Origin of the sequence: Sutcliffiella sp. NPDC057660, assembly GCF_042800035.1 — a bacterium.
Lineage (GTDB): Bacteria > Bacillota > Bacilli > Bacillales > Bacillaceae_I > Sutcliffiella_A.
Genome location: NZ_JBHVHV010000008.1, coordinates 76,094 through 90,933 on the forward strand (window position 1 = coordinate 76,094; position 14,840 = coordinate 90,933).

General features: G+C 43.2%; 11 protein-coding genes and 1 riboswitch. All 11 genes read left to right on the plus strand.

The window, feature by feature from the left end:
- Positions 1–69 precede the first annotated feature (69 nt).
- Positions 70–1,107 carry an N-acetyl-gamma-glutamyl-phosphate reductase gene (gene argC / locus ACFVAD_RS10615; RefSeq protein ID WP_386639661.1) on the plus strand — a complete coding sequence of 346 codons (1,038 nt, stop codon included), beginning with the start codon at positions 70–72 and terminating at the stop codon, positions 1,105–1,107.
- 22 nt (positions 1,108–1,129) lie between these two features.
- Positions 1,130–2,371 (plus strand): bifunctional glutamate N-acetyltransferase/amino-acid acetyltransferase ArgJ, encoded by a 1,242-nt coding sequence (gene argJ / locus ACFVAD_RS10620; protein ID WP_386639288.1) that lies wholly within the window; start codon positions 1,130–1,132, stop codon positions 2,369–2,371.
- A gap of 13 nt (positions 2,372–2,384) precedes the next feature.
- Entirely contained in the window at positions 2,385–3,179 is a 795-nt protein-coding gene (gene argB, locus ACFVAD_RS10625; RefSeq protein WP_386639291.1) for an acetylglutamate kinase, read from the plus strand.
- Positions 3,180–3,204: 25 nt separating this feature from the next.
- The gene (locus ACFVAD_RS10630; RefSeq protein WP_386639664.1) at positions 3,205–4,359 is read left to right on the plus strand and encodes an aspartate aminotransferase family protein; all 1,155 of its coding nucleotides are present in this window, start codon (positions 3,205–3,207) and stop codon (positions 4,357–4,359) included.
- A 2-nt stretch (positions 4,360–4,361) separates the two neighbouring features.
- Positions 4,362–5,438: a carbamoyl phosphate synthase small subunit gene (locus tag ACFVAD_RS10635; protein ID WP_386639667.1), complete on the plus strand. Its 1,077-nt coding sequence runs from the start codon at positions 4,362–4,364 to the stop codon at positions 5,436–5,438.
- On the plus strand, positions 5,425–8,655 hold the full coding sequence (gene carB / locus ACFVAD_RS10640) for a carbamoyl-phosphate synthase (glutamine-hydrolyzing) large subunit (RefSeq protein WP_386639294.1): 3,231 nt from the start codon (positions 5,425–5,427) through the stop codon (positions 8,653–8,655). The genes ACFVAD_RS10635 and carB overlap by 14 nt, the downstream gene beginning before the upstream one ends.
- The gene (gene argF, locus ACFVAD_RS10645) at positions 8,640–9,614 is read left to right on the plus strand and encodes an ornithine carbamoyltransferase (protein ID WP_386639297.1); all 975 of its coding nucleotides are present in this window, start codon (positions 8,640–8,642) and stop codon (positions 9,612–9,614) included. The genes carB and argF overlap by 16 nt, the downstream gene beginning before the upstream one ends.
- Positions 9,615–9,681: 67 nt before the next feature.
- Positions 9,682–10,896, plus strand: coding sequence for an argininosuccinate synthase (locus ACFVAD_RS10650; protein ID WP_386639300.1), 1,215 nt, complete (start codon positions 9,682–9,684; stop codon positions 10,894–10,896).
- Between the two features lie 31 nt (positions 10,897–10,927).
- Entirely contained in the window at positions 10,928–12,301 is a 1,374-nt protein-coding gene (argH, locus tag ACFVAD_RS10655; protein ID WP_386639302.1) for an argininosuccinate lyase, read from the plus strand.
- 377 nt (positions 12,302–12,678) lie between these two features.
- Positions 12,679–12,788: riboswitch (SAM riboswitch) on the plus strand.
- A gap of 84 nt (positions 12,789–12,872) precedes the next feature.
- The gene (locus ACFVAD_RS10660; protein ID WP_386639305.1) at positions 12,873–13,961 is read left to right on the plus strand and encodes an iron-containing alcohol dehydrogenase family protein; all 1,089 of its coding nucleotides are present in this window, start codon (positions 12,873–12,875) and stop codon (positions 13,959–13,961) included.
- A 1-nt stretch (position 13,962) separates the two neighbouring features.
- Positions 13,963–14,778, plus strand: a complete 816-nt coding sequence (locus ACFVAD_RS10665; RefSeq protein WP_386639308.1) for a MetQ/NlpA family ABC transporter substrate-binding protein — start codon at positions 13,963–13,965, stop codon at positions 14,776–14,778.
- Positions 14,779–14,840: the final 62 nt, after the last annotated feature.

Consider the following 14,840-nt stretch of genomic DNA (forward strand, 5'->3'; position numbering starts at 1 on the left):
AGGATTGTATTTTTATGCATACAAAGTTATAATGATTCATATTATTAGCGAGAGGTAACGGTGATGAAAATGAACGTTGGAATAATCGGAGCGAATGGTTACAGCGGTGTGGAGTTGATACGATTGCTTCAGCAACACCCGTATGCTCAACTGAGATATCTTGCCTCCCATTCTTCGAGCGGCAAGCTGATATGTGAACAATACCCTCATCTACAAAGGATTGTTGATGATAGAATTGAAGAACTGGATATAAATGAAGCTGCTTCGAAAATAGATTTGATGTTTTTTGCAACTCCATCCGGAATATCCAAAGATTTGATTCCAGCATTCCTTGAAAAAGGGATCACTTGTATCGATCTGTCGGGAGATTTTCGGTTAAAGGATGGCGCATTATACGAAAAATGGTATAAACATACACAAGCGTCCAACGAAAACCTACAAAAGGCTACATATGGATTACCGGAAATTTTCCGTGAAGAAATAGTTGGTTCGACGTTGATTGCCAATCCTGGCTGCTACCCGACTGCAACACTCTTAGGTCTTGCACCTGCATTGGAAAACGGATGGATATACCCGACGAACATTGTGGTCGACGGAAAATCAGGTGTTTCTGGAGCTGGAAGAAAAGCTTCCTTGGGAACACATTATGGCGAAATCAATGAAAACATGAAGGCATATAAGCTGGGGTCTCATCAGCATATACCTGAAATTGAACAGATTATCTCCGTCCTTTCAGGCATACAACATCCCATCACTTTCTCTACACATCTGGTTCCGATGACAAGAGGAATTATGTGTACGATGTATGCAGATCTGAAAGTGGAAACTACGACAGAAGAACTGTTAAAACAATATGAAGAATATTATCAAAACAATTTCTTCGTTAGAATTCGGCCGCTTGACACTTGGCCGGCAACTAAGGAAGTACTGGGTTCAAATTATTGCGATATCGGAATCAAGGTGGAGGAGAGAACGAAGAAACTTATCATTGTTTCTGTGATTGATAATGTCGTTAAAGGGGCGGCGGGTCAGGCTGTCCAGAATCTGAACGTACTTAACGGGTGGCCGGATGAGACGGGTTTAACGTTTACCCCTGTATATCCATAGATAAGCGAGAGGACGGATAAAAATGAACGCAAACTTTACGGTAAAAGAGAAGAAAGCATGGATCAAAGTGGAAGGCGGAAGTGTTTGTTCCCCTAATGGGTTTACTGCAGGTGGCCTTCATTGCGGTATCAAGCGCAAAAGAAGGGATCTGGGCTGGATTTATTGCAATGTACCTGCCAATTCAACAGCTGTCTATACGACAAATCTTTTTCAGGCAGCTCCTCTTAAGGTGACCCAGGAAAGTATAAGTACAAACGGGAAGTTGCAAGGCATCATCGTCAATTCAGGAAATGCCAACTCCTGTACTGGCGATGAAGGGCTACTAAATGCGTACATGATGAGAAAAGGCTTTGCCAACCAAACCGGGTTAGAGGAAGAGGATGTGGCAGTTGTATCCACAGGGGTAATTGGTGAACAACTGCCAATAAAGAAACTGCTGAATGGCATTGAACAGGTAACCTGCATAGAAGATAACAACAATGCAGCTGAATTTGAAGAAGCGATCCTCACTACCGATACTTTTACAAAAAACGAGTGTCTGCAAATAAAGATAAAAGATAAAGTCATTACCATTGGTGGGGCTGCAAAAGGTTCAGGAATGATCCATCCAAATATGGCAACCATGCTTGGGTTTATCACAACAGATATCCATATTGAACAAAAAGCTTTGGAAAAGGCACTTAAAAGTGTAACAACACAAACATTCAACATGATCACAGTTGATGGAGATACGAGCACAAATGACATGGTCATTGTAATGGCAAGCGGTTTGGCACATAACGAACTTCTCCATGAGGATGATCCGGACTACCATCTCTTTGTGGAAGGGCTTCAAGAGGTATCCTTATCATTGGCTAAACAGATTGCCAGAGATGGCGAAGGTGCGACAAAATTGATTGAAGTGACTGTAGAGGGAGCTCTTACAGAACAGGATGCACAAAGGATCTCCAAAACTATTGTTGGTTCAAGTCTCGTGAAGACAGCAATTTTTGGGGAGGATGCAAACTGGGGGAGGATCGTGTCTGCCATCGGGTATAGCGGCATCGCACTCGATCCTGATTTGATCAGCGTAAGTATAGGGCCAATCAAAGTGGTGGAAAACGGTTTGCCGTATGGATTTTCAGAAAAGGAAGCAAAAAGCTATCTATCTAATGAGGAAATTCAGATTTTTGTCCAAATTGGAGCGGGAAATGAAAAAGCTACTGCCTGGGGCTGTGACCTTTCTTATGACTATGTCCGCATCAATGCCTCATATAGAACATAAAAGGAGTGGGAGAATGGAATATCTGGTAATCAAGTGCGGCGGGAGTATCATGGATAAGGTTCCACCATCTTTCTATCTGGATCTTGTGAAAATCAAAGAACAAAAGGGGATACAGCCTGTAATCGTTCATGGAGGAGGACCGAGCATCTCATCCCATTTAGAGGCAATGAAGATTCAGAGTCAATTCATTAATGGTATTCGTATAACGACAGAGCCTGTACTTCAAGTGGTCGAAATGATTCTGTCAGGCAGCATGAACAAGGAGATTGTACGAAACATCATAAAAGCTGGAGGAAAAGCTTTTGGGCTCAGTGGTGTGGACGGGATGCTTCTCGAGGCTAAACCATTGGATGACAAAGGGGGTCTTGGCCTTGTAGGAGACATTGTCTCGGTTAAAAAAGAGATCCTGGAACAGCTCATAGCTAGTGATCTGATACCGGTCGTTTCACCGGTATCAGTCGATAAACTGGGTCAAAGCTATAACATCAATGCAGATACTGCGGCTGCTGCGATAGCAAAGGCACTGCAGGCATCCCTATGTATTGTCACTGATGTAGATGGTGTATATGTCAATGGGGAGCTCATTCATACTTTATCCAATTTGGAAGCTGATCGACTCATAGAAAATCAAATCATTACAGGTGGAATGATTCCGAAAGTCCAAGCAGCCTTTCAAACATTAACTGAAGGTGTCAAAGAAGTAGTAATGCTTAATGGTGCTAATAAGCATATTTTTCAGGACTTTGTACAGGGAAAAGGCGTAGGAACCACTTTTTATTTAAAGGAGGCAATGATAAACATTGGCTGATTCTATTAAGGTTCTTTCTTCGGTCATGAATACATATAAACGTTTTCCAATAAATTTCGTGGAGGGGAAGGGCAGTTATTTATGGGATGAGAACGGTGCTAAGTATCTTGATTTCACTTCCGGAATTGCTACATGCAATCTTGGTCATGTACCTGAAAATGTCATGCAGGCGATTCAGCAACAGTTAAGTAGACTCTGGCATACTTCCAATCTATTTCCCATTGAAAACCAGGAGAAGTTAGCGGACCTTCTTACTTCACAAAGTTGTCTGGATCAGGCATTCTTCTGTAACAGCGGTGCTGAGGCGAATGAAGCGGCCATAAAACTGGTCCGCGCCTATTCAAAAGCAAAAAAAGGCAACAACCCGGTAATAGCCGCTTTTTCCCAATCCTTCCATGGCAGAACGATGGCAACTGTTTCCGCAACAGGACAGGAGAAAATCCGTGCAGGCTTTGAACCCTTGCTCGAAGGGTTTATCCATTTTCCTTTCAATGATTTCAACTCACTGGGAAAAATTAAAGACGCTGCCCCCGCTGCTGTGATGCTCGAATTGATCCAGGGAGAGGGAGGTGTGATTCCCGCAAAACAGGAATGGATAGATGAACTCGTGAAAGTGTGTAAAGAGGAGGACATACTGCTAGTGGTGGATGAGGTCCAGACCGGGATGGGAAGAACAGGAACGCTATTCGCATATGAACAATACTGCTTCGAGCCTGACATTGTCACACTTGCAAAAGGATTGGGCTCAGGATTTCCCATTGGAGCAATGCTGGCAAAAGAAGCAGTAGCCACCGCTTTTCAGCCGGGAAGTCACGGCAGCACCTTTGGCGGCAATCCGTTGGCATCTGCTGCAGGCTTGGCTACGGTAAATGAACTGACTACATCAACGGTCTTGGAAAATGCTATAACGGCGAGTGAGAGTTTGTATACTATTCTCTTAAAATTGCAAATCAGATTTCCATTCATCAAAAGTATAAGAGGAAAAGGGCTTCTTATTGGAATGGAAATAGACGGGGAGGCAGGGAGTATAATTGACTTCGCACTGCAGGAAAATCTGTTGCTGGTATCAGCAGGTCCACAAGTAGTCCGACTATTGCCACCACTTACTATTACAAAAGATGAGATTGAAGATTTTGAAGAAAAATTCTCTATAGCATTAGAACGTTACATGGAGGCATGATGATGGAAAAAGGATACTTACTTCTAGAAACTGGGGAGATTTTTCCGGGTACAATGATAGGCAGTCAAGAGGAGTCTATCGGAGAAGTCGTCTTTAACACAAGCATGACAGGATATCAGGAAATCATGTCCGACCCATCCTATGCAGGACAGATAATCGTATTTTGCTATCCCCTAATCGGCAACTACGGAGTGAACGCAAATGATTTTGAAGCGGAAACATTATATGCTAAAGGGGTTATTACAGGAGAGCTTTGTACTGCCCCCAATCATTATTCATCAGAGAGAACAGCCGACATTCTGCTAAAAGGAAGCAAAATAAGCGGTCTGACAGGGGTGGATACACGGGAGCTGGTGAAAACCATCCGCAAGCGCGGTACTGTAAAGGGCTTGATAACAAATGAAATCAAGAAATTCCCAACAACAACCTCCACAAATTTTTTGGTGAAAGAAGTATCCACTATACTACCAAAGGTTTTCGACAATCCTGGCGCACATATCGCCTTAATCGATTATGGCCACAAAAAATCCATTCTACACGCATTACTGAAAGAAGGCTGCAAGGTTACCCTGCTTCCTTACCATGCAACCTTTGAACAGGTAAAGGCACTCTCACCGGATGGAGTCGTATTCAGCAATGGGCCAGGGAATCCGGAAGAACTGAAGAATCAGTTACCGGATATTAAAATGATAAGCATGCATTTTCCATCTTTAGGAATCTGTTTGGGACATCAGCTGATTGCCTTGGCATTCGGGGCAAAAACGCAGAAATTGCGATTTGGGCATCGGGGAGGAAATCATCCTGTTAAGGAAATTTCCACAGGAAAAGTTTTTATCACTTCACAGAACCACAGCTATGTGGTGAAGGAAGAGAGCCTGGATTTGTCAGAATTTGAAGTGCTATTCAAAAACATCAATGATGGGACAGTGGAAGGGATTCGTCATAGAAATCTGCCAATATTGTCTGTGCAATTTCATCCTGAAGCGAATCCAGGGCCACATGACACCACGTACTTATTTTCATCATTCATGAAAAGCATCTATGAAAGAACTGAGGTAATGTCATATGCCATTAAATAATGATATAAAAAAAGTGTTAGTGATTGGATCCGGTCCGATTGTCATTGGGCAGGCAGCGGAATTTGATTATGCCGGTACCCAGGCCTGCCTTGCTTTGAAGGAAGAGGGTATTCAAGTCATCCTGCTTAATAATAATCCTGCCACCATCATGACCGATTCCCATATTGCCGATATCGTTTACATGGAGCCGCTGACTACTGAGGCAGTCGAAGAAATATTAAGAATAGAGAAACCCGACGGCGTGATTGGAACACTTGGAGGTCAGACAGCACTTAATCTTGTTGTCCAGCTTCATGATGAGGGTGTTTTGGAAAAATACGGAGTGAAGATTCTCGGAACCTCCGTTCATTCGATCAAACAAGGGGAAGATCGGGAGAAGTTTCGCAAGTTGATGCTGGACCTGACAGAACCTATACCGGAATCAAGCATCGTTCATACCTTCGAGGAAGGGGTGGATTTTGTCGCGTCTGCGGGCTACCCGATCATTGTGCGTCCTGCCTATACCCTTGGTGGAGAAGGGGGCGGTTTTGCCAATAATCTCGAAGAATTGCAATCTATCCTTAAGAATGCGTTGATGCTGAGTCCAATCCATCAGGTACTGATTGAAAAGAGTATCAAAGGATGGAAAGAAGTGGAGTATGAGGTGATGCGTGATGTGAACGACACCTGCATCATTGTCTGCAATATGGAAAACTTCGATCCTGTCGGAGTCCATACGGGGGATTCCATTGTAGTAGCGCCATCCCAGACCTTGACGGATACACAATATCAGATCCTTCGAAATGCTTCCCTGAAGATCATCCGGGAGCTGCAGATTGTGGGTGGGTGCAATATCCAGTTTGCGATGGACCCAAATTCCGATGACTATTACATTATTGAAGTCAACCCGCGAGTCAGCCGTTCTTCAGCCTTAGCATCAAAAGCAACCGGTTATCCGATTGCAAGAATTGCAGCGAAATGTGCGGTAGGGTACCACTTGGATGAAATCGTCAACCCGATTACAAACAATACATTCGCATCGTTTGAACCGGCACTTGATTATATTGTGGTAAAACTTCCAAGGTTCCCATTTGACAAATTTACGGAAGCAGATCACACACTTAGTACACAAATGAAAGCAACTGGCGAGGTATTGGCGATAGATCGAACGTTTGAAGGGGCGTTAAATAAAGGGATTCGATCTCTGGAGATAAAAGTCAAAGGCATTTCGCACCCCGGTCTTTCCGGGAGTAGTGTTGATGAACTGATGGAGCTGCTTACAGTTCCCACCCATATGCGTTTATTTGCCATTGTTGAGGCACTGCATAAAGGGTTAAGCATTGGGGAGATCCATCAGCTGACCTCCATTGATAAATGGTTCCTTACCAAGCTTGCTGCTATGGCTGAGGTGGAAGATCAACTTTCTATGCACACTATTGAGACATTACCCTCTGAAACTTTGATGTTAGCTAAATATCAGAATATCAGTAATGCGACCATATGTTCCCTCCTCGGATGCAAGGAGCATGAGTGGAAAAAGTATTGCGAACATAAAGGGCTTTTCCCTTCCTATAAATTGGTGGATACTTGTGCAGGGGAGTTTGAAGCAGTCACCCCTTATTTTTACTCCACTTATTTCGGGAATGATGAAGTCGAGGTCAGTCAAAAGAAGAAAGCCCTTGTCATTGGGTCCGGCCCCATCAGGATCGGGCAAGGAATCGAGTTTGATTACGCGTCTGTCCACGCTGTCATGGCATTGAAGAAGCTCGGATATGAAACGATTGTAGTTAATAATAACCCGGAAACAGTGAGTACCGATTTTTCGATTGCCGATAAGCTGTATTTTGAACCGATTACTGCAGAAGACATTATTCCCATCATAAAAAAGGAACAGATAGATATTGCATTTATTCAATTCGGCGGCCAGACAGCCATCAATATTGCTGAGGAGCTTGAAAAAGAAGGAGTAACCATTGGAGGAAGCTCCATCCAGACCATAGATCAATTGGAGGACCGGGACCTCTTTTATCAGTTATTGGAACAATCGGATATCCCTCATTTAAAAGGAATGATTGTCCATAATACGAAAGAATTGAAGGGAGCGGCCTCTTCTTTAGGATACCCTGTTCTTGTACGACCTTCCTATGTGATAGGTGGACAATCGATGTTTATCCTATACAGTGAAGAAGAAATGCTTGAATATTTACAGCTCGATAATATGGGTGATGGCAGAAGCTGGCCATTGCTAGTAGATGAATTTGTACCAGGGATGGAATGTGAGCTTGATGTAGTGTCGGATGGTAAGGAGATATTCGTTCCTGCAATATTTGAGCATATTGAAAAAGCTGGTGTGCATTCCGGGGACAGCGTAGCGGTATTTCCTCCCATTACACTTTCGGAAACTATAAAAGCAACTTTGCTGGCATATACAGAAAAGATTTGTAGAAGTGCCAAGATTATAGGAATTGCCAATATCCAATTTGTTATTCAGGAAAACAATGTATACGTTTTGGAAGTAAATCCGCGCGCTTCCCGTACTGTACCGATCGTAAGTAAAGTGACAGGGGTGCCGATGATTGAGCTGGCGGTAAACGCCATGCTTGGCCAGAAGCTTATAGATAAAGGATTAAAAAAGGAACCGGATTTCTTCACTGTCAAAGCGCCTGTTTTTTCCGTGACAAAATTAAAAGGCGTAGATCATGTACTTGGACCCGAAATGAAATCGACAGGAGAGGTAATCGGCCTGGGATCAACTGTAGAAGAAGCACTTTCCAAGGCGTTCTTCCAAGGAAAGAACAGTCCATTCGTACCGAACCAGAAAGCAAACAAGATTTTCTGCTCCTTTTCAGATCGGGAAAAACAGGCTGCCCTTCCACTTATCAGGAAATTAGTAGAAATGAAATTTAAAATAGCCGCGACCCAAGGAACCTATCAATATCTGAAATCAGAAGGAATAGTCGAAGTAGAGGAAATTACAAAAGTTAGCATGGCTGAATTCATCCAATCCGGGACGTGTGCTGCAGGAATTATCATTCCAACAAAGGGAAGGGATAAAAACCGAAACGGGTTGCATTATCGGGCCTTATTCACAAGATATGGCATCTCGATCTTCACCAGTCTGGATACAGCGAAAATGGCTGCTGCGTTAAGTGGAACAGTTAAGCCCAATTATGCCCACATGGAAAATTATTTAAGTAAGAATAAAAAGGTGGTTGAATATTTATGCAAAGTGTACTAAAATGGGATTCGAAACAAAAAACTAAAAAACTATCAAAAAAAGATTTTTTAACCCTGGGATCATTTTCATCCGACGAAATAATGATCATGTTGGAAGAAGCAATCGAAATTAAAAGTATGCAAAAATCTGGTGTTGCTCACCCTTACTTGCAAGGCAAGGTATTAGGGATGATTTTTGATAAATCCTCCACAAGAACCCGTGTATCCTTTGAGGTTGGAATGCTCCAGCTTGGAGGCAATGCGATATTCCTAAGCTCAAAAGACATCCAGATAGGCCGTGGGGAAACCATCCACGATACTGCCAAAGTGCTTTCTCGTTATGTAGACGGACTTATGATACGAACTTTTGAACATGAATCGATTGAAGAATTTGCAGAGCATTCGACTGTCCCTGTCATCAACGGCTTGACAGATACCCACCATCCGGCACAGGTAATGGCAGATCTATTGACCATACTTGAGCATAAAGGGAGATTGAAAGGCCTGAAGATGTGCTATTTGGGTGACGGTAACAACAATATGTGCCATTCCCTATTGGAAGGCGCAGTTAAAGTGGGCATGGATATTTCCATTGCAACTCCCTCAGGTTACGAACCTAATCATGCCATCATGGAATCTGTGAAGGAAGAGGCCAAATTCACCGGTTCAAAGGTAGAATGTACGACAGATCCCAAAGCCATGATAAAAGGTGCTGATGTGGTTGTAACTGATGTCTGGACCAGCATGGGACAGGAAAATGAAACAGCAGATCGCTTGGCAGCATTCTCTCCCTATCAGGTAAATGAAGATCTTTGCAAACTTGCCGACAAAGATTATATTTTCCTTCATTGTTTGCCTGCACATAGAGGAGAAGAAGTGACAGCGTCCATTATTGATGGTCCGCATTCTGTCGTATTTGATGAAGCAGAAAACCGCCTGCATGCCCAAAAGGCGATTTTGAAACTATTACTGGAAAGATGATTTTTTTTACGATATAATGTATAAAAATACAACAAGATAGATTTTTATTCTAGGGAGGACGAATGATTTGGCTAAAGAAAAAGTGGTATTAGCATATTCCGGAGGTCTTGATACCTCCGTTTCCGTTAAATGGCTGCAAGAGAAGTATGGATACGATGTTATTGCGCTCGGACTGGATGTAGGAGAAGGGAAGGACCTTGCCTCAATTCAGCAGAAGGCACTGGACGTAGGAGCTATCAAAGCAATCATGGTTGATGCAAAAGAACTGCTTGCGAAGGAATATATTGTTCCGGCACTTAAAGCGAATGCCATGTATGAAGGGAAATACCCACTATCCTCAGCACTCTCACGCCCCTTGATCTCCAAGCTGTTGGTGGAAGTGGCTGAACAGGAGGGAGCGGTAGCCGTTGCACATGGTTGTACCGGGAAAGGGAATGATCAGGTCCGCTTTGAGGTAAGCATTCAGGCGCTTAACCCTAACTTGAAAGTAATTGCACCGGTACGGGAATGGGGTATGACACGTGATGAGGAAATCGAATATGCAATGAAGCATGATATTCCGATTCCGGTAGATTTGGATAATCCATTTTCCATTGATGCGAACATTTGGGGAAGAGCTTGCGAAGCAGGTGTTTTGGAAAATCCATGGAATGAAGCACCCGAAGCTGCATTTGCATGGACCAATCCGATTGAATTGACTCCAGATCAGCCGGAATACCTTGAGATAACATTTGAAAATGGCGTTCCTGTAGCACTTAATGATAAGAGTATGGACCTTGTACCCTTGATTGAAGAATTGAATGAAATAGGTGGAAAGCATGGAGTGGGCCGTATCGACCACATCGAAAATCGTCTTGTGGGAATCAAATCCCGTGAGGTCTACGAGAATCCCGCTGCGCTTATTCTGATTCAGGCACATAAGGAATTGGAGTTTTTGACATTGCCTAGAGAAGTGACCCAATTCAAAACCTCCATCGATCAGCAAATGGCAAAAGTGATTTACGAAGGATTATGGTATTCCCCATTAGTGGGTGCGCTGCAAGCTTTCGTTGAGGAAACCCAGAAGCATGTAAGCGGAAAAATCCGCGTAAAGCTCCAAAAAGGAAACCATACAGTAGTCGGTCGTCAATCCGAAAACAGCTTATACAATGAGGAACTGGCCACCTATTCAAAAGGGGACATGTTCGACCATAACGCTGCAGTAGGATTTATCAAGCTTTGGGGCCTGCCTACCAAGGTGTATGCGGAAATTCATAAAAAAGAAAAAGTAGCAAGCTATTAAACTTATTTTTGGAAATGGAGGCTATCATCCTATGTCTAAACTATGGGGCGGAAGATTCACCAAGGAAACCGACAAGCTAGTAGAAGAATTCACTGCCTCTATTACTTTCGATAAAGAGTTGGCAAGTGAAGACATCGAAGGCAGTATCGCACATGTGCAGATGCTCGGGGACTGCGGAATAATCGCCATTGAGGACGCAAATACAATCAAAGAGGGACTATTGACGATACAGCAAAAAATTAACAATGGAAATGTAGAGTTTCTTGTGGAGCATGAGGATATTCACATGAACATTGAAAAGCTGCTGATAGATGAGATAGGACCTGTTGGAGGAAAGCTTCATACAGGACGAAGCCGTAATGATCAAGTCGCGACAGATATGCATCTGTATCTTCGCAAGCAGACGAAATCGATCATTGGACTTTTGAACGACGTGCAAAAAGCGATAATGAATCAGGCAAAGGATCATATTGACACCATTCTGCCAGGCTACACACATCTTCAGCGAGCACAGCCTATTTCATTTGCTCACCATCTTCTAGCATATTTTTGGATGCTTGAACGTGACAAAGAAAGATTGCAGGACAGCTTGAAACGCATAAACTGGTCGCCACTTGGTGCCGGCGCACTTGCTGGAACAACCTTTCCGATCGATAGACAGCAGACCGCAGAATTATTAGGGTTTGATATGGTTTATCCGAACAGCATGGATGCAGTCAGCGACAGGGATTTTATCGTCGAGTTCCTGTCACACGCTTCACTGATCATGACACATATTTCACGTCTTTCAGAGGAGCTTGTCATCTGGTCGAGTCAGGAGTTTCAATTCATTGAACTAGACGATGCCTTTTGCACGGGATCTAGTATTATGCCTCAAAAGAAAAATCCAGATGTCCCGGAGCTTCTCCGTGCCAAAACCGGCAGAGTATATGGCAACCTCGTAGGTCTGCTGACTGTTTTGAAGGGGCTGCCGCTTGCCTACAACAAAGACATGCAGGAAGACAAGGAAGGGATGTTCGATACAGTGGCAACACTCGACGGCTCATTGCGCCTTCTTGCCCCGATGATCCTTACCATGACTGTCAACAAAGATAAGATGCACCAAGCTGTATCACAGGATTTCTCCAATGCAACAGATATTGCAGATTACCTTGTAACAAAGGGGCTGCCATTCAGACAGGCACATGAAATAATCGGAAAAATAGTCCTGTATGCCATAAACAACCAAAAGTTCCTATTAGGCTTGACCATCGAGGAATATCAACAATTTTCCCCGTTATTCAAAGAAGACATCTATGAAATCCTACAGCCCAAAAATGTAGTAGGAGCCAGAAACAGCCAAGGCGGCACAGGATTCCAACAAGTAAAAAACCAACTGTCCTTCGCCGAGCAATTTATCGACTAATTGGAGTTTCTTGGCGCACAGGAAAACTTCAACTATATTTATTAACTTTCTGCTTTTATTAAGCAGGCCTTGTTAATTTCTAGTGTAGGTTTTAAGAATCTAGCTGTTGATTGGAGCAATAGGCGAAGACTCCTGCGGGAGATAGCGGTAGACTGGAGACCCCACAGGCGAAGCCGAGGAGGCTCCAGCACCGCCCCTTGGGTCGCTGCGCCTAGTGCGGAAATCAACAGCGGTGTTCAAAGGTGACAATCTATTTACAAGATTAGCGTAGTAAAACGCTTACATTTTATTATTTCAAAAAACTTATTGACAGAAGCTTTTCAGCAACATATACTAACTTTAATCTTTTAAAAATTCAATAGTTTCAAAAATTACAACTCTTATCAAGAGTGGCAGAGGGACTGGCCCTATGACGCCCAGCAACCTTTCTAGAACGCTAGAAAAGGTGCTAATTCCTGCAGAACAACAATGTTCTGGAAGATAAGAGAGGACGATTTTTAGTTTTCTCATCCTCTCTTGTTTTCAAGGGAGGATTTTTTGTTGTATTACAACACTGGGAGGGAGGAATGAAATGATCAACGTACAAGGTGCACCGGCTATCTATCAATCGGAGGTGGGAGTACTTGGAAAACTTCCTGAATTTTTAGACTCAAATGGGTTTCAAAGAGTCTTCATCGTACATGGAACAAAATCACTGCATGCCGTGAAATCTTATCTTCCTGATTTCGGATCCCTACAGGTGCACTTTGAACACTACAGTGGAGAATGTTCGGATGAGGAAGTCAGACGGTTAAGAAAAACTGCAGAATCATGGGATGCGGACATCATTATCGGGTTGGGCGGAGGAAAAGTGTTAGATCTTTCTAAAGCGTTGGCCTACGAAATGCGAGTGGAAGTTGTTCTGGTTCCTACAGTCGCTTCCACATGTGCCGCTTGGACCCCACTAAGTGTTTTCTATTCGGAGAGTGGCCAGTTTAAGCGGTATACCATTTTTCCTAAAAGTACGCTTATGGTCTTGGTGGAACCTGAGATTTTGCTCAAAGCACCAATACAGTTTTTCAAGGCTGGCATCGGGGATACACTTGCTAAATGGTATGAGGCGGAGAGCCTTATTTACGACCTCAATACCATTCCAGTACCAGTGCAAATTGGGCTGCAATCAGCCGAGCTTTGTAAAAAAATTATATTGGAAGAAGGAATTCAAGCTCTTGCTGATATGGAGAAGGGAACGCTCACATCCAGTTTCCGAGCTGTCACCGACGCCATCATTATGCTCGGTGGAATGGTAGGTGGCTATGCAGATTACTATGGAAGGATAGCAGCCGCACATTCTGTACATAATGCACTGACGAAAATTCCCTCCACCCATCATCTTCTTCATGGAGAGAAAGTAGCATATGGAATACTCGTTCAACTGGCATTGGAAGGTAAAGTAGAGGAAATCACCAAACTTGCTGCATTTTTTGAAAAAACAGGTCTTCCAATGAGGCTCCACGATCTTGGCCTTTCCATCAATGATAGGGAGACTCTAGAAAAAATCGCCAATAATACCCTGCTTCCTTCAGAGTCGATCCACTTTATGAAAAGGGAATATGAAGCATCTGATATTTTGGAAGCATTTGAAGTAATCGAAAAGATAATTGGAAAAGGGAGAGAGTAGGATGAAGAAAATATTAGGATTTTTGGTAACAGCACTATTATTATCAGTTATTACTGCATGTGGGAGCAGTGAATCAGGGGGGAGTGAGGCCCTGAGTGAAGATAAGCTGGTTGTCGGGGTTACAGCGGGACCTCACGAGCAGATATTGGAAAAAGTGAAGGAAGTCGCGGCAAAGGATGGATTGGATATAGAAATCGAGGTTTTCACTGAATATGTAATGCCGAATGTCGCGTTGGACGAGGGAGACCTGGATGTAAACAGCTTCCAGCATAAGCCTTATCTGGAGCAGTTCAAAAAGGACCGCGGATTGGACTTAACAGATGTAGCGACAACAGTTAACTTCCCGATGGGCATATATTCTACAGGCATCAAAGATGTTAAAGATCTGAAAGATGGCGATAAGGTCGGTTTGCCAAATGACCCAACTAATGGGGCTCGTTCCTTGCAACTGTTTGAATTGGCAGGTTTGATCAAATTAAAAGAAGGCGCTGGTGCAAATGCAACCTTAAAGGATATAGAGGAAAATGAGAAAAACCTGGAATTCATTGAATTGGAGGCTTCCCAGATTCCACGTCAACTCGAAGAACTGGCAGCTGCTGCTATCAACACAAACTTTGCGGTGGAATTTGGATTTGTTCCAACCAAAGATTCCATTTTCATTGAACCAGGAGACTCTCCTTGGGTAAATACATTGGTCGTCCGCACGGAGAACAAGGATGATCCAGTATTGAAAAAGCTGATTAAAGCTTATCATTCTGATGAAGTGAAACAGTTTATCGATGAAACTTTTGAAGGTTCTGTTGTTCCATCATGGTAATAAAAGCAAAACTTAGGAAAGCCGCCATTGGTGCGGCTTTCTACAATATTTATTCAGAAAAT